Source organism: Nocardia sp. NPDC004568, assembly GCF_040609955.1.
GTDB lineage: Bacteria > Actinomycetota > Actinomycetes > Mycobacteriales > Mycobacteriaceae > Nocardia.
This window is the reverse complement of sequence record NZ_JBEXLL010000060.1, coordinates 1-21,068: the sequence shown is the minus strand read 5'-3', so window position 1 is coordinate 21,068 and position 21,068 is coordinate 1. Positions and strand designations below refer to the sequence as shown.

At 70.3% G+C, this 21,068-nt stretch carries 23 protein-coding genes and 1 riboswitch; of the genes, 10 read left to right on the top strand and 13 right to left on the bottom strand.

The window, feature by feature from the left end; translation table 11 throughout:
• The first annotated feature begins 209 nt into the window (after window positions 1–209).
• Window positions 210–365, top strand: coding sequence for a hypothetical protein (locus ABZV91_RS23830; protein WP_157181924.1), 156 nt, complete (start codon window positions 210–212; stop codon window positions 363–365).
• Window positions 366–416: 51 nt separating this feature from the next.
• Here the strand turns inward: ABZV91_RS23830 and ABZV91_RS23825 are convergent, their stop codons facing one another.
• The 4 genes from ABZV91_RS23825 to ABZV91_RS23810 form a co-directional block, all read right to left on the bottom strand.
• The gene (locus tag ABZV91_RS23825) at window positions 417–764 is read right to left on the bottom strand and encodes a hypothetical protein (protein WP_355245626.1); all 348 of its coding nucleotides are present in this window, start codon (window positions 762–764) and stop codon (window positions 417–419) included.
• 81 nt (window positions 765–845) lie between these two features.
• On the bottom strand, window positions 846–1,181 hold the full coding sequence (locus tag ABZV91_RS23820) for a hypothetical protein (RefSeq protein ID WP_355245624.1): 336 nt from the start codon (window positions 1,179–1,181) through the stop codon (window positions 846–848).
• A 318-nt stretch (window positions 1,182–1,499) separates the two neighbouring features.
• The gene (locus ABZV91_RS23815; protein WP_355245621.1) at window positions 1,500–2,348 is read right to left on the bottom strand and encodes a hypothetical protein; all 849 of its coding nucleotides are present in this window, start codon (window positions 2,346–2,348) and stop codon (window positions 1,500–1,502) included.
• A 53-nt stretch (window positions 2,349–2,401) separates the two neighbouring features.
• Window positions 2,402–3,523, bottom strand: a complete 1,122-nt coding sequence (locus tag ABZV91_RS23810) for a YbfB/YjiJ family MFS transporter (protein ID WP_355245618.1) — start codon at window positions 3,521–3,523, stop codon at window positions 2,402–2,404.
• 75 nt (window positions 3,524–3,598) lie between these two features.
• Between ABZV91_RS23810 and ABZV91_RS23805 the strand changes: the two genes are divergently transcribed.
• The 3 genes from ABZV91_RS23805 (at window position 3,599) to ABZV91_RS23795 (ending at window position 6,884) form a co-directional block, all read left to right on the top strand.
• The gene (locus ABZV91_RS23805) at window positions 3,599–4,195 is read left to right on the top strand and encodes a TetR/AcrR family transcriptional regulator (RefSeq protein ID WP_355245615.1); all 597 of its coding nucleotides are present in this window, start codon (window positions 3,599–3,601) and stop codon (window positions 4,193–4,195) included.
• A gap of 275 nt (window positions 4,196–4,470) precedes the next feature.
• Window positions 4,471–5,832 (top strand): LLM class flavin-dependent oxidoreductase, encoded by a 1,362-nt coding sequence (locus ABZV91_RS23800; RefSeq protein ID WP_355245612.1) that lies wholly within the window; start codon window positions 4,471–4,473, stop codon window positions 5,830–5,832.
• Window positions 5,833–5,978: 146 nt separating this feature from the next.
• Complete coding sequence (locus ABZV91_RS23795; protein ID WP_355245679.1) at window positions 5,979–6,884, top strand: phosphatase PAP2 family protein; 906 nt, start codon at window positions 5,979–5,981, stop codon at window positions 6,882–6,884.
• Here ABZV91_RS23795 and ABZV91_RS23790 read toward each other — a convergent pair.
• Complete coding sequence (locus ABZV91_RS23790) at window positions 6,881–7,483, bottom strand: TetR family transcriptional regulator (protein ID WP_355245609.1); 603 nt, start codon at window positions 7,481–7,483, stop codon at window positions 6,881–6,883. The genes ABZV91_RS23795 and ABZV91_RS23790 overlap by 4 nt on opposite strands.
• Window positions 7,484–7,587: 104 nt before the next feature.
• On the opposite strand from ABZV91_RS23790, the gene ABZV91_RS23785 reads away from it, so the two are divergent.
• Window positions 7,588–8,400, top strand: a complete 813-nt coding sequence (locus ABZV91_RS23785; RefSeq protein WP_355245606.1) for an SDR family NAD(P)-dependent oxidoreductase — start codon at window positions 7,588–7,590, stop codon at window positions 8,398–8,400.
• 35 nt (window positions 8,401–8,435) lie between these two features.
• Window positions 8,436–8,918 (top strand): nuclear transport factor 2 family protein, encoded by a 483-nt coding sequence (locus ABZV91_RS23780; protein WP_355245603.1) that lies wholly within the window; start codon window positions 8,436–8,438, stop codon window positions 8,916–8,918.
• A 31-nt stretch (window positions 8,919–8,949) separates the two neighbouring features.
• On the opposite strand, the gene ABZV91_RS23775 is transcribed toward ABZV91_RS23780, so the two are convergent.
• From ABZV91_RS23775 to ABZV91_RS23750, 6 genes are all read right to left on the bottom strand, one after another.
• The gene (locus ABZV91_RS23775) at window positions 8,950–10,308 is read right to left on the bottom strand and encodes an LLM class flavin-dependent oxidoreductase (protein WP_355245600.1); all 1,359 of its coding nucleotides are present in this window, start codon (window positions 10,306–10,308) and stop codon (window positions 8,950–8,952) included.
• Window positions 10,309–10,432: 124 nt separating this feature from the next.
• The gene (locus ABZV91_RS23770; protein WP_355245597.1) at window positions 10,433–11,959 is read right to left on the bottom strand and encodes an ATP-binding cassette domain-containing protein; all 1,527 of its coding nucleotides are present in this window, start codon (window positions 11,957–11,959) and stop codon (window positions 10,433–10,435) included.
• Window positions 11,952–12,776, bottom strand: coding sequence for an ABC transporter permease subunit (locus ABZV91_RS23765; RefSeq protein ID WP_355245594.1), 825 nt, complete (start codon window positions 12,774–12,776; stop codon window positions 11,952–11,954). Before ABZV91_RS23765 ends, ABZV91_RS23770 begins: the two co-directional genes overlap by 8 nt.
• A complete protein-coding gene (locus ABZV91_RS23760) occupies window positions 12,773–13,747 on the bottom strand; it encodes an ABC transporter permease (protein ID WP_355245591.1) in 975 nt (324 codons plus the stop codon). Before ABZV91_RS23760 ends, ABZV91_RS23765 begins: the two co-directional genes overlap by 4 nt.
• 7 nt (window positions 13,748–13,754) lie before the next feature.
• Window positions 13,755–14,522 (bottom strand): class I SAM-dependent methyltransferase, encoded by a 768-nt coding sequence (locus ABZV91_RS23755; protein WP_355245588.1) that lies wholly within the window; start codon window positions 14,520–14,522, stop codon window positions 13,755–13,757.
• Window positions 14,519–16,045, bottom strand: a complete 1,527-nt coding sequence (locus ABZV91_RS23750) for an ABC transporter substrate-binding protein (protein ID WP_355245586.1) — start codon at window positions 16,043–16,045, stop codon at window positions 14,519–14,521. The genes ABZV91_RS23755 and ABZV91_RS23750 overlap by 4 nt, the downstream gene beginning before the upstream one ends.
• Window positions 16,046–16,149: 104 nt before the next feature.
• A riboswitch (cobalamin riboswitch) is annotated at window positions 16,150–16,268 on the bottom strand.
• A 231-nt stretch (window positions 16,269–16,499) separates the two neighbouring features.
• On the opposite strand from ABZV91_RS23750, the gene ABZV91_RS23745 reads away from it, so the two are divergent.
• Window positions 16,500–17,477, top strand: coding sequence for a glycosyltransferase family 9 protein (locus ABZV91_RS23745; protein ID WP_355245583.1), 978 nt, complete (start codon window positions 16,500–16,502; stop codon window positions 17,475–17,477).
• An 11-nt stretch (window positions 17,478–17,488) separates the two neighbouring features.
• Here the strand turns inward: ABZV91_RS23745 and ABZV91_RS23740 are convergent, their stop codons facing one another.
• Complete coding sequence (locus tag ABZV91_RS23740) at window positions 17,489–17,812, bottom strand: metalloregulator ArsR/SmtB family transcription factor (RefSeq protein ID WP_355245580.1); 324 nt, start codon at window positions 17,810–17,812, stop codon at window positions 17,489–17,491.
• Window positions 17,813–17,995: 183 nt separating this feature from the next.
• Between ABZV91_RS23740 and ABZV91_RS23735 the strand changes: the two genes are divergently transcribed.
• Both ABZV91_RS23735 and ABZV91_RS23730 read left to right on the top strand, forming a co-directional pair.
• A complete protein-coding gene (locus ABZV91_RS23735) occupies window positions 17,996–18,709 on the top strand; it encodes a M23 family metallopeptidase (RefSeq protein WP_355245577.1) in 714 nt (237 codons plus the stop codon).
• A 106-nt stretch (window positions 18,710–18,815) separates the two neighbouring features.
• Complete coding sequence (locus tag ABZV91_RS23730) at window positions 18,816–19,925, top strand: hypothetical protein (protein ID WP_355245574.1); 1,110 nt, start codon at window positions 18,816–18,818, stop codon at window positions 19,923–19,925.
• On the opposite strand, the gene ABZV91_RS23725 is transcribed toward ABZV91_RS23730, so the two are convergent.
• Window positions 19,876–20,199 carry a hypothetical protein gene (locus tag ABZV91_RS23725; RefSeq protein ID WP_030519041.1) on the bottom strand — a complete coding sequence of 108 codons (324 nt, stop codon included), beginning with the start codon at window positions 20,197–20,199 and terminating at the stop codon, window positions 19,876–19,878. The two genes, ABZV91_RS23730 and ABZV91_RS23725, sit on opposite strands and share 50 nt — an antisense overlap.
• Window positions 20,200–20,616: 417 nt before the next feature.
• Here ABZV91_RS23725 and ABZV91_RS23720 point away from each other — a divergent pair, with 417 nt between their 5' ends.
• On the top strand, window positions 20,617–20,952 hold the full coding sequence (locus ABZV91_RS23720) for an RNA polymerase-binding protein RbpA (RefSeq protein ID WP_030519040.1): 336 nt from the start codon (window positions 20,617–20,619) through the stop codon (window positions 20,950–20,952).
• Window positions 20,953–21,068 lie beyond the last annotated feature (116 nt).

Genomic DNA, 21,068 nt, shown 5'->3' with positions numbered 1-21,068 from the left:
TTTCCCAAACCGTCTCGTCGGACATGGGGTACCCCCACCGCGCGGTGATCGAAACGTGATCTGAAAATCCCGCGGGTGTGAATCGGCCGAGGGCCGCATGCCGGGCCGGTGTTTCGGACCGGCGAAAACGGTCATGCGCACCATGACGGGCGCCGTAGCCGGCAGACAGTCGTGCGGCGCGATCGCCCCGGCGAGAGAACGGAGGACCGATGACCATCCAGGACACCATCGCCCAGCTGAACCAGGACATCACCACGGCCGAGGACGCGGGTGACGAAGCCACCGCGGCGCGGCTGCGTCAGGAGCTGGAAACCGCACTGCGTACCGCTCAGGACCCGGATACCGGGCAGCAGGGCGCGCAGTAGCCGTATCGGAATGCCGGTGGGGACACCCGTGCGGGGTGTCCCCACCGGTTGTCACCGCGCCGGTGGCGCGACAGTGGTCGTGCAGAAGGTCTGGCACTGCTCGGGGGTCGGCGTGACCCGCGCCGGTTGTTCACCGAAATCGGCGGTGCTGACCAGGATCATCACCAGCAGCGCACCCCCGACCACCAGGCCGAAGATGAGCAGCGTAGGCCACAGCCAGGTGCGCATCGGCTGTTCGTCGGCCATCGGGACCACCGGCATCACCGTGCCCGCCGGATTGATCGCGTCCGCGGGATCCACCGGGTTCGCCGGATTCACCGGGCTCGCCGGGTCCAGCGGATCCGCCGGGTTGAACGGGCTCACCGAGCCGGGCGCACCGCCCTCGTCTTCGGCCTTCACACAACACCTCCAGTGGGTCTCGTGTGCCGGGTACCCCGAAAACGGCTCCGCTCACGGGGAGTACGCCGGGTGCCACCCGGATCAGGACGAGACGTAGATACTCCAGTCGGGGAAACCCCAGCGGCCGTTGCGCTCGCCGTGCTCGATACCGCCGCCGTAGGTGCCGCGGCAGCCGATGCCGTTCCAGAGTTTGACTTTTCGATCGGTGAGATTGCGCACCGAGGCCCGGCCGACCACCCCGACCGCGCTGAGATCGATACAGCCGCTGGGATTGTCGATGACCTTCTCCACCCGGCTACCGTCGACGGTCCACCGTAGTGCGACCTGCCCGGTCGCGGCGTGCGCGCTACTGTCCACTGCCGATGTCACCGCTATCGCCAGCGCGGCCGAACCCAGAGCCATCACGAAACGACGCATACGAGAACCTTCCTGAACGGGAGGACATCACACACGGAAACCGATCGAGCGCCGACTATTACAGCCGAACCGCCTCCGGCGCCGCCGCCGACGCGCCGGTGTGCACACCGGAAAATGCGGGCCCGCTGGGACTTCGAGCCGCGCACCGCCCCGGATGCACCGGCCGGCATACCCTCTGACCAGCCGATACGATGGGGACGGCGGTGCAAGCGGCCGTCCCCGCCGTGCGCGACCCGCCAACGCCCCTTTCCCCGCGTTCGGCTCACGGTGCACCGCACCGCATCGTCGCGCCACACCGGGTCCGGAAGCGATGGCCGGTCAGTGCTCGCGCCGCCGGGCCCGTTCCAGTTCGACCGTCGCGGCCCGGACCGCGTCGCGGGCGGCACGGTCGGCGGTACGGGCGAAACGGTGCCGGTCTTCCGCCGCGGCGAGCTCGTCGCGGAGTTCGGCCAGTCGCGTGGTGGCGGCCTCGAGGTCCGCGGCCGCCCGCCGCGCGTCGTCCTCGGCCGCGGCGAGGGCCACGCGCGCGGCGGCTTCCGCGGCGCGTAGCTCTTCCTCCGCACGCCGCCGGTCGGCCTCGGCACGTGAGGCACGCGCACGGTCGGCCTCGGTGGGTTCGGCGGGTTCATTCTGCCGCCGCCTTGCGGTACCGGCTGCCTTCGGCTTGTCCCGGACCACGGTGAGATCCGGGTCCACCGGGCCGAAACCCGCATAGTTCTGCGCGGTGTCCAGAGTGCCGGTGCGGACCCGCTCGGCGATATCGGGATCGGCCAGGGCGGCCGTCAGCGTCTCGCCCACCTGGCGCAGTACCGCCCCGGAAACGGGGCGTCCCCGGTCGGCGGCCACCTCGCCGGCCCGCTCGGCCAAGGCGTCCACCACCTGCCGGCGCTGCCGGGTCAATTCGCGCAACCGGGCACCGGACAGCTGCCGCTGCGCCGTCCGCAGATCGGCGCCGAGTCGCAGCAGGGCGTCCACCTCGCGGGGCGCCGCACGCACCAGCGTGTTCACCGCCCACGCCGCCACGGTGGGTTTGCGCAGGGCCGTGATCGCCGCGGCCAGTTCCCGGTCACCGGATTCCTGGGCCGCCCCGGCGCGGGCGTTGCGCGCGGCGACGAATTCCGCGGGCGCCAGCCCGTACAGGTCGGCGGCCACCTCGCCCAGGCTCATACCGCCCGAGCCTAGCGGCGCGGACTGTACTCGTCGGGATGCCCGCGAGCGGGTCAGCGAGCCTCGATGGAGGCGCGCAGGATCGTCAGCAGGCCTTCGGGGTCGTCCCGCATCAGGTTGTGTCCGCCGTCCAGCGAGTGCGTGGTCCACCCGGGCTCCCGGCTCAGGCGCGCGTATACCGCGGTGAACGGTGAGGGAGTGTCCCATCCGGCGGCATAGACATAGGTCCGGCTCCGGATCTGGGCGATACCTCCCCCGAGCGCCAAGGGCTGGAGCACCGACGCCAGCGGATGCGGTGTGGCCCTGGGGTCGAAGAACGGGAGCGGCCGGACGGCGTCGCCGGTGTCCACCACATCCAGATACCACCGATGCTCTTGCTCGGAGGCGAGATCCCAACAGGAATCACCGTGTGCGGGCACCATGGCGTCCACGTACACGAGAGCGGCGATACGGTCCGGCGCCCGGTCCGCGGCACCGGTGATCACCATGCCCCCGTAGCTGTGGCCGACCAGTACCGCCTCGCCCGGCTCACCACCGGCGGGCCAGCTCACCCCGGCGGCCACGGCCGCGGCGACGCCCAGGCCGAACCACGCGAGCTGCCAGTGGTCACCCGTCAGCGGAAACCCGAGGCCGCTCAAGACGACACCCAGTCCGGTCCCGGCGAAGTACACCGTGATCGGCGTACCTGATCCGGCACGGACGGCGAGGTGGGAGGCGATGACGCCGCCGCTGATGAACACCGCCGCCCCCGCGACGCCCGCGGCGGCACGCAGTGTCAGCAACACCAGCTGGTCGCCGCCGGCACCGGTGGCGGCCAGCGCCGCCGCGGTAAGAACCGTACCGCCGCGGAAGACCCACGTCGTACCGAAGCGGCGGGCGAGCGGAGGCGTCGCCAGCGCACCGAGCAGGTATCCGAGGCCGTTCGCCGTGGCCGGCATACCGGCGGCCGCCGAATTCCATCCCAGGTCGTCGCGCATCACCGGGAGCAGCAGACCGTAGGCGAACCGCGCGAATCCCAGTGCCGAAGCGGTGCCGAACGCCAGGCACACCGCCTGCCGCAGTACCGGCCCCGGTGTGGCGGGCGCGGGTGGATCCGCTGATCCGCGGCGGCCGGTCGACGGGGTCCGGGCACGTATGCGGATCCGGCGCGGCGCGCCGTCGACGACGTCCGGCATGATTCTCCCTAGATGGTACCGATCAGTTCCATCGGAGAATAGCAGTGCATGGAACCGATCGGTACCATCAGATATATGCCAGTAGCCAAGGGCTCCACCATCGATCCGGCCCGCACCCGGGCCGCCGTCATCGATTCCGCCGCTCCGCTGCTCTACAACCGCGGTATCGACGGTGTCGGAGTCGCCGAACTGTGCAAACGCCTGGGCATCTCGAAGGAGACGCTGTACCGGCACTTCGGCACCAAGGACGGACTCGTCCACGCCGTCCTCGAAGCACGCAGCGATCGGGTGATCGCCTGGCTGGCCGGGGCGGCAGCGGCGGCGGGCCCCGATCCGGCGGCTCGCCTGACCGCTGTCTTCGAGGCACTGGGCCGGTGGTACCGCGAACCGGACTTCCGCGGCTGCGCCATGATCAATGCCGCGACCCAGCACTACGACCCCCAGGTCCGGGCGATCACCGCCCGTCATCTGGACCGGTGCCTCGCGCTGTTCACCGATATCGCCGCCCGGGCCGGTTCCGGCACACCGGACGCGCTGGGCCGCCGACTACTCATCGTGATGGAAGGCGCGACCGCGGTGGCGGCGCACCGGGGCCCGGACCAGGTCCACGAACATGCCTGCGCCGCCGCGCTTTCCCTGCTGCGCACGGCCGCTACGGCACCCGGTGACTGACCACCGCCGGACCACGCGGGACGCGCGCAGGTCCGCGACGGCCGCCGGCACCGCCCGGCCACGACCGGCCCGGCCGGCGAGGCGGGGCGAGGCGGCGGTACGCGGGACACCCCGCGCAACTGGTGGGCGCGCGATTGCGAGCGGCACACGCGGGTTCCGATCAGAGTGGTTCGATGGGTGTCGCGCGGCACGCGGCGGGCATACCTTCGACCGGATATCCCGCGCCGTCGAGGGCTTCGGTGTGGGCGGCCGCTGTGCTCGACGGAAGGACCACGATGACAGCCCCGCTGCAGTTCTCCGCATTCGTCATGAACACCACCTCCCATATCCTGCACGGCGCGTGGCGGCTGCCCGAGGCGCGGCAGACGGAGTTCAATTCGCTCGAGCACTGGGTCTCGCTGGCGCGGACGCTGGAGGCGGGCACGTTCGACTACATCTTCTTCGCCGACGTGGTCGGGCTCTACGGCGACTATCGCGGATCGTGGCGCACATTCGTCGACACCGGCCTGCAGATCCCGAGCAACGATCCCACCGTGCTGGCCTCGGCGCTCGCCTACGCCACCGAACACCTGGGCATCGTGCTGACCAGTTCCATCCTGCAGTCGCATCCGTTCGATTTCGCCCGCAAGATCTCCACCCTCGATCACGCCAGCAACGGCCGGATCGGCTGGAACATCGTGACGAGTCTGTCCGCGAACGCCTGGCGCAATTTCGGTTTCGACGAGATCACCGCCCACGACGAGCGGTACCGGTGGGCCGAGGAATACGTCGATGTCGTCTACAAGCTGTGGGAGGGCTCCTGGGACGAGGGCGCGCTCGTCCAGGACAAGGAATCCGGTATCCACGCCGATTTCGACAAGGTCCACAAGATCGGGCACGACGGAAAGCGCTATCGGGTGGAGGGACCGCATCTGGTCGCTCCGTCCCCGCAACGCACCCCGCTGCTGTTCCAGGCCGGGTCCTCGCCTGCCGGACGGCGATTCGCCGCCCGCAACGCCGAGGGGCAGTTCATCGTCTCCCCCACCCCCGCGGCGGCGAGATCGCTGATCGAGGACACCCGGCGCCTGGTCGCCGAGGCCGGGCGCGACCCGCACGATCTGAAATTCTTCCAGGGGCTGTCGTTCGTCATCGGCAGCACCGAGGCCGAAGCGCGCCGCAAGGCCGCCGAACTCGACGAGGTGATCGACCCGGCCACCATCATCGCGCACGCGGCCGGTGGGCTGGGCCACGATCTCGGTTTCTACGACCTGGACACCCCGATCGGCGAGATCACGACCGAGGGCACCCGCAGCACGCTCGCCTGGCTGCACGAGGCGGTCCCGGACCGGGAGCCGACCGTGGGCGACCTCGCGCGGCTGCGCAGCCGCTACGGACGTATCGTCGGCACGCCCGAGCAGATCGCCGACCGGTTGCAGGTCTGGCGGGCGGCCGGCATCGACGGGGTCAATGTCACCAATGCGACCATCCCGGGCAGTTATGTCGAGTTCATCGACCATGTTCTGCCCGTACTGCGCGCCCGCGGGCTGGCGAAGACCGAGTACGTCGAGGGGACCTCGCGCCGTAAGGCCACCGGACGCGACCGGCTGCCCGGATCGCACCCGGCGGCGGCCTATCGGGGCGCGTTCACCCCGCGCTGAGCGGCCCCTCGCGCGGTCTCGATCGCGCGTCGCTTCCGCAGGTCGCGACGGCGACTCCGGGCCGGTTGATGAAAACTGTGGGGATGGGTGCGCCCGCCACCGAGATACCGGCCGCGCAACGGCACCGCACGCTGCTGCGCGGCGGTGTGTGGTCGGTGTATCTGCTCGCGCTGCTCGTGGTGACCGTACTCTTCGGGCCGCCGACCCAGCGGATCTATCAGGCCCTGTGGATCGTCGTGGGCATCGCGGCGTTCACCCCGGACCGTCCGTGGCGCGACCAGGTACGCATTCTCGTCGACTGGGTACCGCTGATCGCCGCGCTGGTCGTCTACGACCACACGCGGGGGATCGCCAACACCCTCGGAATGCCGCTGCGGGTCCGGGAACCGGTCGTGGTGGAACGTGCCCTGTTCGGCGGAACCGTCCCCACGGTGTGGCTCCAGGAGCAACTGTCCGGGGACGGTGGACGACCCTGGTGGACCGTACTCACCGGACTCGTGTACACCAGCCATTTCCTGCTGCCCTGGCTGATCGCCGCGATCCTCTACGTCCTGTCGCGGGAACGCTGGTCGCGATATATGCGCCGGATCCTGCTGCTGTCCTATCTCGGTCTGGTGACCTACGTCCTGCTGCCCGCCGCACCACCCTGGTACGCCGCTCGCACCGGGGTGATCGAGGCCGGGATCCACCGGGCCACCGGTTTCGGATTCCGGGTGTACTCGGTCGATATCGGCGCCGACTGGCTGGCCGCGCACAGCAATCCGGTCGCCGCGATCCCCTCCCTGCACGCGGCTTTCGCGCTGCTCATCGCGATCGCGCTGTGGCCGTCGGCCGGGCGCTGGTGGTGGCGGGCGCCGTTGGTCGCCTTTCCGCTGGCGATGGGTTTCACGCTGGTCTACGGGGGTGAGCACTATGTGATCGATGTCCTGCTGGGCTGGGTGTACGTCGGGCTGGCGATCGGGCTGGCCCGAGCCTGGGAGCGGCGACGCGCACCGGCCGGACCGGCCCCGGCGCCCACGGCCGCGGCGCCCGGTGACGACCGCGGCAGCTAATCGGCCCGGCCGCGGGACGCCCAGGGCGACAGCAGCAGCGTGGCGGCCCGGCGCATATCGGTGACCGCCTGTTCCGGAGTGAGTTGTCCGGCCGTGGCCCAGGTCAGGATGCCGTAGGCACACTGCTCGGCGAGCCGGGCCAGCTGCTGATCCGACTCGTCCGGTGCGCCGATTCCGGCGGCGGCGAGGATGCGGTCGCGCAGCGTGGTGTCGACCGCCACCGGCCCGGCCGAGCGCACGGCATTCGCCGAGACCAGCATGGCGCGGCCGAGCAGCGGACGCCGGAGCAGCCCGGTCACCGCGGATTCGAGCAGGTCGGCCACGGCGCCCAGCGGATCGTCCGGTACCGGCTCCGGAACGGGGAGGTCCGCGACGGCCGATTCGAGTACGCCCGAGTAGAGATGATGTTTGGACGGGTAGTAGCGGTACAGCGTCCCCAGCGCCACCCCCGCCGCCGCGGCGATATCGGACATCTGAACGTGCTCGAGGCCCTGCTCGGCACCCAGCCGGGCGGCGGCGCGCAGGATGGCGCGCCGGCGCTCACGCTGAGGTGTGGTGGTGGGCCGGCCCGGCTCCCGGGGTTCGGCGATCCGCGGCACTGGATACCTCCGTTCGAAAAACTAGAATTCACTCTAGTATTTCCGCGCCGCCGGTTGTAGAACTGGGTGTGGTCCGATCCCCAAATCCGAACGGAGACCCTGCTATGCCCCCTGTCGATCCCGGGCGCTACGGCCCGTGGGCGGTGATCACCGGCGGTTCCGAAGGCGTGGGCCGATCGTTCGCCCGGCAACTCGCCGAATCCGGTATCCATCTGCTGCTGGTGGCCCGGCGAGCCGGTCCCCTCGAAGACACCGCCGCCGAGTGCCGGGCCCTGGGCGTGACGGTTCGTACCCTGACCGCCGACCTCACCGACCCGGGCGCCGCGGCGGCGGTGCTCGACGCGGTCGCCGATGTCGAGGTCGGGCTGCTGATCCACAATGCCGGCGCCAACACCCACAGCGCCGAGTTCCTCGATGGCGATCCCGGCGCCTTCCAGCGCGTCGTCGAACTCAACATCACCACCCCGCTCGCCCTGATCGCCGGATTCGGCGCCCCGATGCGCGACCGGCGGCGCGGCGGGCTGCTGCTTGTGGGTTCGCTGGCCGGATATCTGGGATCACGGCGGCATACGGTCTACGGCGGAGTGAAGGCATTCGGCCGGATCTTCGCCGAAGGACTCTGGCTCGAACTGCGCGAACACGACGTGGACGTTCTCGAACTCGTGCTCGGGGTCACCCGCACCCCGGCGATGCAGCGGGTGGGTCTGGATTTCGACATCCCCGGCATGCCGGTCTCCGAACCCGACGAGGTGGCGGCGGAAGGTCTCGCGGCGCTGGGCCGGGGCCCGGTGCACGTCATCGGCGCCCATGAGCGGCTCGCGGCCCGGCGCAGCGACCCCGATCGCGCGGCGGCCGTGCTGGGCGCGGACCGGATGATGCGCCGGCTCATCGGCGCCGCGGAAGACCCGCCGCGGTGAGCACGGGTCCGGCCACGGTGACGGAAAGGACAGCTATGGACGAGGAACGATTCGCACTCCTGGAAGCACGGGTGCGCCGGCTCGAGGACGAGGTGGAGATCACCCGGCTGCTCGCCTCCTACGGCCCGTTCGTCGATGCCGGGGCCGCCGCGGACGTGGCGAACCTGTGGACCGAGGACGGTGAATACGATGTCGAGGGCTGGTCGATGCGCAGTCGCGCGGATATCCACGCGATGGTCGAATCGGCGGCGCACCACTCCCTGATCGATACGGGCTGCGCGCATTTCCTCGGACCGGCCCGGGTGGTCGTCGACGGCGATACGGCCACGGCGGTCTGTGAATCACTACTGGTCCGCCGATACGACGACGGCTACCGGGTGTGGCGGGCGGGGGCGAACAGTTTCCGGCTCGCCCGCACCCCGCACGGCTGGCGGATCACCCGCCGTGTCACCCGGGCCCTCGACGGCGGACCGGCCGCCCGGGACCTGTTGCGCACGAATACCGCCGCGGCGGACTGACCCGCCGGGACCGGGTCCCGGCGGACCGGACTCAGCCGACGGCGGTGGCCTGGCGCGCGACCGGGGTCAGCGAGGCCGGGCCCAGACCCAGATGGTCGCGCAGCGTGGTCCCGGTGTACTCGGTCCGGAAGAGGCCGCGCCGCTGGAGTTCGGGCACCACGAGATCGACGAAATCGTGGAACGTACCGGGCGCCTGGGCCGCGGAGAGGATGTAGCCGTCGGCCTCGCCGCCGGTGAAACCGGCCTCGATCTGATCGGCGATCTGCTCGCCGGTGCCGACGAACTGCGGCAGCAGTACCCCCTGGGCGTACAGCTTGCCGATATCACGCAGGGTCAGGTTCTCGGCGGCGCTGAGCCGGCGGGCCACCTCGAACAGCCCCTGGGTTCCCGGGACCACCAGATCCTCGATCGGCGCGTCCAGGTCGTAGCGGGAGAAATCGTGATCGGTGTGCACCGAGAGCGTGATGAGACTGGAGACCGGGTCGGCGAGTTCGTTGTGGAAGGCCTGCTTCTCCCGGGCGATGGCCTCGGTCTCGCCGACGAACGGTACGAACGACGGGAAGATCTTGATGTCCTCGGGGTCGCGGCCGAAGTTCACCGCCCGCGATTTCACATCGTCGTAGTAGGCGCGGCGGCCTTCGGGCGTCGGGTCGATCTCGAAGATCGCCTCCGCCCAGCGCGCGGCGAAATCCTTGCCCACCGGTGACGAACCGGCCTGGATGATGACCGGACGGTGCTGCGGCGACCGCGGCACCGTCAGCGGGCCCCGGGTCTTGAACCAGGTGCCCTCGTGGTCCACGGTCCGCACCTTGTCCGGATCGGCGAAGACGCCGGAGACCTTGTCACGTACGAGCGCGTCGGTCTCCCAGCTGCCCCAGAGTTTGTAGGCGACCTCGAGGAATTCCTGCGCGCGCTCGTATCGCTCGTCGTGCCCGAGATGGTCGTCGGCTCCGAAATTCTGCGCCTCGGCCTGGTTCAGCGAGGTCACCACGTTCCAGCCCGCCCGGCCGCCGGAGAGATGGTCGAGAGTCGCGAAGATCCGGGCCACCTCGTAGGGATGGAAGTACGTGGTGGATTTGGTGATCGCCAACCCGAGCCGGTCGGTCACATTCGCCAGTCCGGCGGCGACCAGCGACGGATCGAGGGTCGCCGACGCCTGGGTGCCGCTACGCAGCGGCTCCCGGATATCGTTGCCGTAGCGCACCGGGGTGGCCAGCAGATCGGCGAAGAACAGGAAGTCGAATCTGCCCCGTTCCAGAGTTCGCGCCACCCGCCGGTAGTAGCCGGGCCCCAGGTAGTCGGTTTCCGAAGCGGGATGACGCCAGGCCGCATGCGAATGCGTGACGTGCGAGGCGATCAGAAAGCCTGCCAGATGGAGTTCACGAGTCACGGTCGCCTCCTCGGCCGTTCGGGCCGGGACCGGCCGGAAGTGGACGCGCCGGCGCGCTCGCCGACAAACGCGTGCTGCGGGTTCGCTCTCACAGCGACGAGTCTCGGCGGCCACCGGCCGCACGTCACCGATTGCGCTCGAGCTGATGCTGGGGCGCGGGGCGCCCGGCGGCGATCCCGTCGGCCCGCACCAGCTCCGACAGGATCCGGGTGCGGGGGCGCGCGAACAGTTCCGCGGGCGTGCCGAGCTCGGCGATCCGCGCGTCGTCCAGCACCCCGACGCGGTCGCAGCGCGCCAGCCGGCCGCGCAGATCGTGACTGATCGACACCACGATCGCGCCACTGCGGGCGCGGTAGTCGTCCAGCCGGTCCAGGATGTGCCGGGCGGTGGGTTCGTCGAGCGCGGTGGTCACTTCGTCGCACAGCAGCAGGTGCGGTCCGGCCAGCAGCGCCCGTGCCAGTGCGGCACGCTGCAGTTGCCCCCCGGAGAGCCCGGCGGGCGGGCGCCGGGCCGGTCCCTCCTCGATGCCGAACTCCGCGAGCAGATCCACCGCGGCGGCGCGGGCGGCCGTCCGGGTCATCCCGCGCAGTCCGGTGCCCGTGGCGGCGACCTGATCGAGCACGCTGCGCCGGGTGTCGAAGGAGGCCGCCGACTCCTGCCATACATATTGGATACGGGCGAGCTGCTGTCGCGATCTGCGCCGCAACACCGGCAGCCGTTCGCCCCACGCCACGATCGTCCCGGCGTCGGGGCGGGTGAGCCCGGCGATACAGCGGGCCAGTGTCGTCTTCCCCGCGCCGGACACCCCGACGAGCCCGAGATGTTCGCCGGGGTGCAGCTCGAGATCCACGCGGTCGAGAACCGGACGACCGCGGCGCCGCACCGTGAGACCGTGGATACGCACCTCGGGTGCGGCGCGCGCACGATCGGCCGCCGGCGGCGCGGATAGCGGGCCCGGCTCGATCGAACCGTCCGTGGTGAGTCGCCCGTCGCGCACGAAAAGGACACGGTCGCCGAGCTGTGCGACAGCGGACGAGTCGTGGGTGATCAGCACCACCGCGGTACCTGCCGCGCGCACCCTGCGCAATCCCCTGAGCAAGGCGGCCCGGGCGAGCGGATCCAGTCCGGCCGTCGGTTCGTCGACCACGAGCACATCGGGATGACCGGCCAGGACCTGGGCCAGCGCCAGCCGTACCCGCTCGCCGCCGGAGAACTCGAACGGGTATTTCCGTAGCGCCCGGTCGAGTGCGTGGTCGTCGAGGTCGAAGGCGGCGGCAGCCAGGAGCCGCGCGATCCCTTCCCGCCGCCGCGGCACCCGCCACCGGTCACCACCCGCGCGCCGGTGCTGCAGCCCGACCAGTTCGCCCAGTGCCGCGCCGATCCGGCGGGCCGGGTTCAGCGTGGACGCCGCGTGCTGCGGCAGATACCCGACCCGCACTCCCGGGGCGCGCCGCACCACCCCGGCCAGTTCGATTTCGGGACCCACCGCGTCGGCCAATACGGTCGCGATGGTCGTCTTACCCGCACCCGACGGTCCGAACAGCGCCACGATCTGCCCGGCCGCGATATCGAATGCGATATCGCGCAGGATCACCGTCCCTCCGGCGCGAGCGCTCAGCGCGCGCACCGAGATCAGTGGCCGGTCAGCCATGGCGACCCGCCCGGCGCAGATCCGCGGCCGCGACGGCGCGCGGATCGGCGAGCAGATCGTCGACCAGGAGATTGGTGCCCACCACCAGCAGCACGATCAATGCGGCGGGCAGCACCACCGACCACGGCGCGATCAGCAGCGCGTCCTTGTTCGCCGCGACCGATACCGCCCAATCGGTGGAGGTGGTGTCGAATCCGAGGCCGAGGAAATTGGCGGAGGCGAGGAAATAGACCGCGGCGGTGAAACGGACGCCGAGATCGGCCGCGAGCGGCCGCGCCATCTCCCGCACCGCGTAATTCCCGTACCGGAACGACCGGCCCTGCCCCTGCATCCGCAACGCGTCCATCACCGGTCCGTGCACGACACCGGCGGCCGCCGCCCGGACGAAACGCGCGATCGGCGCCACCAGCGCCAGCCCGATCGCGCACGCGATCGCCACCGCCGAACCCCGGCCGCGCAGCGCGGCCACCATGATGATCAGCAGCGACGGGATACACAGCAGCACATCGATCGGGCGCATGAGCAGATCGTCGAGCCAGACCCGCGGCGCGGCCGCCGCGGCCACCCCGATCGCGAATCCCACCGCATATGCCCCGAACACGGTCAGCAATCCGGTCAGGAGGAAGGTCTGGCCGCCGGTGAGCGCGGCCGCCAGGACATCCCGGCCGAGCCGGTCGGTCCCCAGCGGCGACCATTCGGACGGGCCGAACGGCATCGCGCGGTCGGCCGGCGCGGTGCGCGCCAGCACGGGACCGGCGAGCGCGAACACCAGCGGTACCGCGATCAGCGCCGCGTACGCCCAGCGCCGCGCGCTCATCCGCGCTGCTCCGCCGCCGACTGCGGATTCATCCGGTATCCCGTCATATCGATCAGGGTGTTGACCACCACCGCGAGCGTCCCGGTGACCGCGACGATCGCCAGGATCACCGGATCGTCCCGGTTTCCGATGGCGCCGATCAGTTCCGACGCGATACCGGGCACCGCGAAAACCGCTTCGACGATCAGCACACCCGACAGCAGCCCGTCACCGGTGCGGCCGAACTCCTGTATCGCCGGGGCGAGCGCATTGGGCGCGATATGCCGAGCCAACAGTGATACCCGGCCCACTCCGAGGCGGCGGGCCGCGGCGATATACGGCCGGTCCAGCACATCGATCACACCGGCCCGCACCAACCGCACCAGGGGGGCCGCCACCCGGGCCACGGTGACGACCAGCGGCAGCACCAGGTATTCGGGCCGGTCCAGCAGGGCGTCCGGATCGACGCCGAGGAAGGTCGCGGGCAGCAGGTCGAGGCGAATCGACACAAGGGTCACCAGCAGGACCGCGAGAACGAAATCGGGTATCGAATCGAATCCGATACCGATCGTGGTGATCACGCGGTCGCGTACCGAACCGGGGCGCGTGCCCGCCGCGAACCCGGCGGCCACCGCGAGGGGTATCAGGAGGAGCAACGCCGACCCGGCCAGCAGCGCGGAGACCAGGAACGGGCCCGCGATCACGGCACCCACCGGTTCGCCGCTGGCATAGGAGGTGCCGAAATCCCCGCGCACCGCGCCACCGAGCCAATCGAGGAACCGGGTGGCCGGGGCCACGTCGAGCCCGAGCAGGTGCCGGGCGTTCTGCTGCTGTGCCTCGCTCAGGATGGTGTTGTTCTGGATATCGGCGGCATCGCCCGGCAGCAGCAGCGACAGCACGAACACCAGGACCAGCAGGATCAGCAACTGCCCGGCGCCCAACCCGGCCCGGCGCACGAGCAGCCGCCGCAACAGCCGTGAATCCTCGGCCACCGGGCCGCTACCGGATCCCGACCACGACGCGGTCGTCGCCGTACTGCCAGACCGTCCCGACCTCCGTGAAACCGGCGGCGCGCAGGAAGGTGGTGTAATCGCCGGCGGTGGGCCGGTCGGTGACCGTGTGCTCGAAACCGCCGTCGCGCAGGCGCACCAGGTCGGCGAGTTCGTCGGCCGCCGCGACGGCCGCCCACCACGCCGCCCAGTCCTCCGCCGCGGCCGAGCCCACGCGCTCGGCCCGCCGGGCGGTCAGTGCCCGCCCCACCCGGTCCAGTCGCGGACCGCCCGGTCCCTCGTACAGATGGTCGCCGTCGACGAAGACCCCGCCCGCCGGCAACGCCCGGGCGCAGGTCTCGATCAGCGTGCGCAACGGTGCCCGGTTCATCCAGTGCAGCGCCGTGGTGCTCACGAACGCGTCGGGAGCGCGCGCGAGGTCGAGTGCGACGTACCAGTCCGGCTCCCGCAGATCGGCGGACACGGTCCGGAACCGCGGCGACCCGTAGACGGTATCGGCCAGGGCCAGCAGCAGGGGGTCGGCGTCGACCCCGACCACGGTGGCGCCGGGAAGGCGGGCGAGCAGGCGGGCCGCCAGGGTCCCCGGGCCGACACCGAGATCGACGATCAGCGGATCCGGCCGGACCAGCAGTTCGGTGAGCACATCGCCGATCACCTCGAACCGGGCTTCCCGGTCGGGCATGTAGTGCTCCTGCTGGCGATCCCAGCGGTCGACCCAGTACCGCGCCCGGTCCGGATCCAGCCGCGCGGCGGTCATCGGGCCGCCACCGCGTCGAAGCGCGCCCAGTCGTGCGAATTGGGTACGGCGGCCGGCGGCGGCCGGAACCGGTCACCGGCGGCACTGTTCCAGTGCGTGGTACCGAAGAACACGAAACCTCCTCGGTCGTGCAGTATTTCGTGCATGCTGCGGTAGAGCGCGGCCCGGCGGTCCGGATCCGGTGTCGCCTGCGCGGTCGCGTAGAGCGCGTCGAACTGCGGATCGGACCATTTGGTGCGATTCTGCGGCGAGGTGGTGAGCAGTCGCGAGGCGAAATGGTTGGGGATCGGCAGTGGTCCCGACTGCCCCATCGTGAGATGACCCGTCCGCAGCGCGTCGGTGTAGTAACTGTCCTTGGACCCCAGCACCACATTCACCCGCACTCCGCATGCGGCGGCCTGATCGGCGAACAGCCGGGCCGCTTCGACGAACCCGTAGGCGACCGGAGCGGTGAACAGGTCGAAATCCAGGTCGCGCACCCCGGCCCGCCGCAGCAACCGGCCGGCCTCGTCGGGGTCGTACTCGTGCTGTGGGAGATCGGCGTAGTACTGATAGCCCTTGCCGAAGACATCGTTGCCGACCTCGCCCTGGCCTTCGAAGGCCACCTTCACCAGTTCCCGCCGGTCGACCATCCGCATGACGGCGCGCCGGACGTCCGGATTGTCGAACGGCGGGCGGTCGGTCTTCATGGCGAAGAAGTGGATTCCGCTGCCGGGGGTGGACACCAGCGTGACGCCGGGGCGCCCCTCCAGCGTCCGCGCGGCCGAGGGCGTGAGATTGTCGGCGTAGTCGATCTCGCCGCCGCGTACCGCGTTCACCCGCGCGTCCGCCTCCGCACTCACGATGCGCAGCTGTCCGATGGCGGGCGCACCGTCCCAGTAGTTCTCGTTGCGGTGGGCGGTGAACTGCCGCCCGGCCTCGAAGGAGTCGAAGACGAAGGGCCCGGTGCCCACCGGGCGGGTGAAATCGACGGCACCGTCCGGCACGATCTTGGTGCCGTAGACCGCCAGTGCGATGAGGAACTCGAACGAGGGCCGCTTCAGCGCGATCTCGACGGTGCGGTCGTCGATCGCCCGACTGCCGGCCAGATCCACCTGGTCCAGGGAGGACGCGGCGATGAACGGGCGCTGCGGCGCGGGCCCGAGCACCCGCGAGAAGGTGTACAGCACATCGCGGGCGGTGAATTTCTTCCCGTCGTGCCAGGCCGCGTCCCGCAACGCGATCCGCCACCGGGTGCCGTCGGCATTCGGTTCGGCCGATTCGGCCAGCCGCGGGATCGGCGTCATGGAACCGTCCACCTCGAACAGGCCGTCGTAGACGGCCTTCATCCGGGCTTCGTCGATGAAGAGGGTGTTCACCCCGGGGTCGATTCCCTCCCCGGCGCCGGAACCCTGGAACGCCGCGGTGAACGTCTCGGTACCGGCGGAGGAGCCGCGGCCGCAGCCGAGAGCCAGCGCTCCCGCGGCCAGCACACTGCCGGCCAGGAAGACCCGGCGGCTCGATACCGATGGTGTAGAACGCATATCCGACTCCTGTCGCGTCCGGCAGGCTCACGCGACGAAGACATGCGAAACGGTCCGCGCTCGAGCGGCTCGTTCGGCGCATCGACCAATACCCACGTGATCATGACCGTTCCTGGTTCATCCGCAGGTATCTGGCTGCGGCTCATCCGAGCCACACAGTTGCGGGACAGCGCCGGATTCGCACCGGACTTCCCTACGGACGACGGCTACATTACCCAAGCGCCCCGGCGGTGACCATCGTCTCGTTCCGCGCGATACCCGTCGCGGCAGGTGGCGGACGGTATCGCCGCGCCGGGCGAACGCACAGCGTGTGATCCAGGCCGCCACCGGCCAACGTTTGCCGCCGGGTTCCAGGTGGTAGTCATCCAAGGAAATGCTCTCGTGTGGTCCGTCCCTCGCCAGGACGGTTCGGGAGGGGGCGGCGTAACGGGCAACAGGTGGCTAGGAGAGTCGGGTGTCGGTAGTTCTCGTGCTTCAGGCACGCGGTCTCGGTGATCTGCTCACCGCTGTTCCGGCATTGCGTGCACTGCGCCGGGCCCGCCGCACCGATCATCTCGTGCTGGCCGCACCGCACCGCCTGCGCCCCATCGTCGATGTGATCGCCTGCGTGGACGAGTTCGTGCCCATCGCCGATGTGCAGGGCCTGCGCTGGGACGGGCCGCCGCCGAAACTGGCGGTGAATCTGCACGGCGCCGGCGCCGCCCCGATCGTGCAGCTCGGCAAGACCGGGGCCGAACGTATCCTCACCTACCGGGATCCGGCGTTTCCCGAGATCCCGGCACCCGAGTGGCAGCCCGAACACCATCCGATCGACCGCTGGTGTCATCTGCTCGAATTCGACGGGATCGGCGCGGACCGGCGCAATCTGGGCCTGGTGCCACCCGTGGCCACCACCAGCCATCGCGACAGCGTGGTCGTCCATATCGGCGCGGGCGCGGCGGCCCGGCGCTGGCCCGCGGACCGGTTCGCGGCGGTGATCCGGCATCTGCTGGTGCTCGGCCACGAGGTGGTGCTGACCGGTGACGAGAGCGACCGGGAGACCGCGCTGGGGATCGCGGCCCGGGCCGGACTGTCCGGCCAGCGGGTGCTGGCCGGCACCCAGAACCTGATCGAATTGTCGGCGACGGTGGCCGAGGCCTCCGTGGTGCTGTGCGGGGACACGGGCGTCGCCCATCTCGCCACCGCCTTCGGCACGCGCACCGTGCAGTTGTTCGGTCCCACGGCCCCGGATCAGGGTGGACCGCCGCGGCACCTGCTGAACCGGCACGAGGTGCTGTGGGCGGGGCGTATCGGCGACCGCCATGCCACCACCACCGACCCCGGCCTACTGCAGATCGGGTCGGCCGAGGTGATCGCGGCCCTCGACGGACAACTGGGTAGACGCCGCGGCGAAGCGAGCGTGACCGGCACGGCGTATCGCAGGGTCGGCTGAGGGCCCGGACCTCACCGGTCGTCCTTGTTCGCGGCCTCGCTGAGCGCGGCGGCGTAGGCGGCCAGCGCGCTCTGCCAGAACTGTTCGAGGTAGTCCCGGGCGTCGCCCAGGCCGCGAGGATCCAGCGAGTAGAGGCGGCGGTTGCCCGCCGGCCGCACCATCACCAGCCGTGCCTCCCGCAGTACCCGCAGATGCTGCGATACCGCCGAGCTGGTGATTCCGATCTGTGCGGCGAGCTCCCCCACCGAACGTGGCCCAGCGGGCAACGCTTCGAATATCGCGCGCCTGGTGGGGTCTGCCAGGGCGATCAGGGGCGCGACTCTGTTAGCGACCACTGAAACAGTTTCGATCTTCTGGCACACTTCGGTCAAACTAGATCAATGTCTCACTTGCGCAGCTCGACGAGCGATATTCCCGGTTCCGTTATCGGACGGTAATACACGACCTGGGCTTATATGATCTCGTGACAGTTGCCACACAATTGCTGACTCGGCGTGTCGGTCCCCTAGCTTGTAACCATGCCCGTGACCCTTCCGTTACCTTTCCGTAAGCTCACGGTGTCGTCGATCGGCCGCCGACCGATCACGACACAGGTTGTCGCCACCTCGACAGCTCTTTTCGCCGGTTTCGCCCTGTTCGCCGCGGGAGCCGATGCCGGTAACGAACAGATCACCCCGATGGCCGCCACTTCCGAAGCGCCTGCCGGCTCCGCCGACCGCGCGCCGGCCGAACGGCCGGCGACCTCGCACGACCCCGCCGCGTGGGCTCCTCACCAGGTCGCCGCCGACAATCAGCCCGCTCCGGTGTCGTTCCCGTTCTTCCAGCCCCCGCGCCCGACCACGGTACAACCGGCCGACGGTGTCGTGTCCTCCGGCTTCGGGGCACGCTGGGGCACCAACCACAACGGCATCGACTTCGCCGCGAACATGGGTTCACCGATCCGGTCGGTCACCGACGGTGTCGTGATCGAGGCCGGCCCGGCCACCGGCTTCGGCCTGTGGGTCCGCGTCCAGCAGGACGACGGCAGCGTCGGCGTCTACGGCCATATGCAGGATATTCTCGTATCGGTCGGCCAGCAGGTACAGGCCGGTGACGTGATCGCCACCGTCGGCAGCCGTGGCCAGTCCACCGGACCGCACCTGCACTACGAGGTCCACCAGCCCGGTATCGGCCCGGTCGACCCGCTGCCCTACCTCGCCGGCCGCGGGATCGTCCTGAACAACCCCGGCTGACCCTTACCCCCGGCCGAGCCGACGGCCCCCGGCATACCGGGGTACCGGCCGCACACAGTCCCGTAGTGGGACGTGGCGACCGGATCCCCGTTCCTACCGTCGGTTCATGTCCGCACTGCTCCCCGGCGTCCCGGCTCCCGGACGCCCCACTACTTCCGATCCATGTCGGGTGATCGGACGCCTGCACCGGCCTTTGCTGCTCAGTTCCGCGGCAATGGCCGGTCTGGTGTTCGTCGGCCTGTTCGCGATGGTCGTCGACGACCGCGTTCTGCTCGGCGAATCGGTCTGGCTCAAACCGGTCAAATTCGGAACGGCGTTCCTGCTGTACTCACTGACCCTGGCCTGGCTGCTGTCGCTGCCCCACCGCGGCCGGCGGGTGACCTGGTGGCTGGGGGTCGTGTTCGCCGTCACCGCGTTCGTCGACGTGGGATTCATCGTGGTCCAGGCCGCACGTGGCACGTTCAGCCACTTCAACACGGAGACCGATCCGGTCAACGAAATCGGCCAGATGATCTTCGCTTCCGGTGTTCCGGGTCTCTTTTTCGCGAATCTGCTGATCGCCGTGATCGTTTCGATACGTCCGGGCGCGGACCGGCCCACGGTGTGGGCGATTCGCGGTGGACTGGCGATGGCGGTGGCCTCGATGGCACTGGGATACCTCATGGGTTTCACCGGCTCCCAGCTCACCCGCACCGCGGACGGCCGGCTCGTCGAACTGGCCGCCGGGCACACCGTGGTCGACGCCGCGACACGGGAGACCGTCGGCGCACCGGACGCGGTCGCGGGTATGCCGCTGACCCACTGGAGCACCCTGGGCGGTGATCTGCGCATTCCCCATTTCGTCGGATTGCACGGGATCCAGGTGGTACTGGCCGCGGTGCTGATCCTCGCCTGGTGCGCGAAACGCTACCCCCGGCTACGCCCGGCCCGCACCCGCAGCAGGGTGATCGGGGTGGTGATCCTGGGCTGGGGCGGACTGCAGGCCATCACGTTCTGGCAGGCGATGCGCGGACAGTCGCTGGTGCATCCGGACGCCACCACCCTGCTCGTACTGCTCGGCCTCGGGGTCGTGGTCACGGTTCTCGGCGCGGTCAGCGTCGGGTCCACCCCGGCGGTCGACGGCGAGACGATCTCGCCGCCGCGCGCGCAGCACGATTCGGCGCAGGTCAGCGCAACCGTTCGGCGTCCCGGGCGAGTTCGACCAGCACCGCGCTGAGGCGCGCGAGCTCGTCCCGGTCGGCCCCCTCGTCGACGGCTGTCGCCACATCCTCGGCCGCGCAGCGCGCGGCGAACCACCGGTCGGCCAGGGCGGTGGCCTCGGCGGCGCTGAGCACCACCGAATCGGCGGGGATCCCAGTGCCCTTCACATTGTTGCGATGCTCATAGGCGCGCTGGCGGCAGGACTGCCGGCAGTAGCGGCGCCGCCGCCCTGCTTCCGAATCCACTATTTCCCGACCACACCACAGGCACGACTCCAACCGGCGCGACATGACCCGACACCCTAATAGGAACTCTCGCAGCGGCACACACCGCACACCGCGCGGGGCCCTTTCACCGAACCCCGTACAATTACAAGGCTCGGGAACGGAAAGACCCTGACGAACGTTGACATGAACAGGGCGCACGGCCTGGACCGGCACGAATCCCCCGATTCGTGGCACAGCCAACGGCCCGCGCACGTGACCCGGACGGTCGGCGGGCGACAACGGCCGGCGAACGCGACCCACCAGGTCGCGGTAGCAAGACAACAAGGGGTCGACCCATCGGTTCGCACCCCGGCGCGGGTTCCGGTGCCCCGCAGCGGATACACCGTCGGTGTTTCCGCTCCGGTGTTCCGGAGCCCGGTGGCAGGGAACCGCGGACCCGCGCGCGGCAACGCGCCGACAACACAGAGAGGACCTGTACAGATGGCAGATCGCGTACTCCGGGGCAGCCGGCTCGGAGCGGTGAGCTACGAAACCGACCGCGACCATGATCTGGCTCCCCGCCGGATCGCCCGGTACCGGACCGACAATGGTGAAGAGTTCGACGTTCCGTTCGCCGACGACGCCGAGATCCCACCGACCTGGTTGTGCCGCAACGGCCAGGAAGGTGTGCTCATCGAGGGCACCACGCAGGAGGCGAAGAAGGTGAAGCCGCCCCGTACCCACTGGGACATGCTGCTCGAGCGGCGCAGTAAGGACGAGCTCGAGGAACTGCTCAAGGAGCGGCTGGAACTACTCAAGACTCGTCGCCGGGGCTGAGCCCGGACGGCCCGAGGTGCCACAGTGAGGGCGGGGGCGCCCCCGCGTGGGCGGGGGCGGGCCGCGGCCTATACGGGGGGGGAGAGGTGGGCACGCCGCGGGCGGAGACCACCCCG

Excerpts from the sequence above, each read along its gene's own strand:
- ABZV91_RS23830 (WP_157181924.1), top strand. The coding sequence starts at position 210 with ATGACCATCCAGGACACCATCGCCCAGCTGAACCAGGACATCACCACG.
- ABZV91_RS23820 (WP_355245624.1), bottom strand. The coding sequence starts at position 1,181 with ATGCGTCGTTTCGTGATGGCTCTGGGTTCGGCCGCGCTGGCGATAGCG.
- ABZV91_RS23815 (WP_355245621.1), bottom strand. The coding sequence starts at position 2,348 with ATGAGCCTGGGCGAGGTGGCCGCCGACCTGTACGGGCTGGCGCCCGCG.
- ABZV91_RS23810 (WP_355245618.1), bottom strand. The coding sequence starts at position 3,523 with ATGCCGGACGTCGTCGACGGCGCGCCGCGCCGGATCCGCATACGTGCC.
- ABZV91_RS23805 (WP_355245615.1), top strand. The coding sequence starts at position 3,599 with ATGCCAGTAGCCAAGGGCTCCACCATCGATCCGGCCCGCACCCGGGCC.
- ABZV91_RS23800 (WP_355245612.1), top strand. The coding sequence starts at position 4,471 with ATGACAGCCCCGCTGCAGTTCTCCGCATTCGTCATGAACACCACCTCC.
- ABZV91_RS23785 (WP_355245606.1), top strand. The coding sequence starts at position 7,588 with ATGCCCCCTGTCGATCCCGGGCGCTACGGCCCGTGGGCGGTGATCACC.
- ABZV91_RS23780 (WP_355245603.1), top strand. The coding sequence starts at position 8,436 with ATGGACGAGGAACGATTCGCACTCCTGGAAGCACGGGTGCGCCGGCTC.
- ABZV91_RS23770 (WP_355245597.1), bottom strand. The coding sequence starts at position 11,959 with ATGGCTGACCGGCCACTGATCTCGGTGCGCGCGCTGAGCGCTCGCGCC.
- ABZV91_RS23765 (WP_355245594.1), bottom strand. The coding sequence starts at position 12,776 with ATGAGCGCGCGGCGCTGGGCGTACGCGGCGCTGATCGCGGTACCGCTG.
- ABZV91_RS23755 (WP_355245588.1), bottom strand. The coding sequence starts at position 14,522 with ATGACCGCCGCGCGGCTGGATCCGGACCGGGCGCGGTACTGGGTCGAC.
- ABZV91_RS23750 (WP_355245586.1), bottom strand. The coding sequence starts at position 16,045 with ATGCGTTCTACACCATCGGTATCGAGCCGCCGGGTCTTCCTGGCCGGC.
- ABZV91_RS23735 (WP_355245577.1), top strand. The coding sequence starts at position 17,996 with ATGCCCGTGACCCTTCCGTTACCTTTCCGTAAGCTCACGGTGTCGTCG.
- ABZV91_RS23730 (WP_355245574.1), top strand. The coding sequence starts at position 18,816 with ATGTCCGCACTGCTCCCCGGCGTCCCGGCTCCCGGACGCCCCACTACT.
- ABZV91_RS23725 (WP_030519041.1), bottom strand. The coding sequence starts at position 20,199 with ATGTCGCGCCGGTTGGAGTCGTGCCTGTGGTGTGGTCGGGAAATAGTG.
- ABZV91_RS23720 (WP_030519040.1), top strand. The coding sequence starts at position 20,617 with ATGGCAGATCGCGTACTCCGGGGCAGCCGGCTCGGAGCGGTGAGCTAC.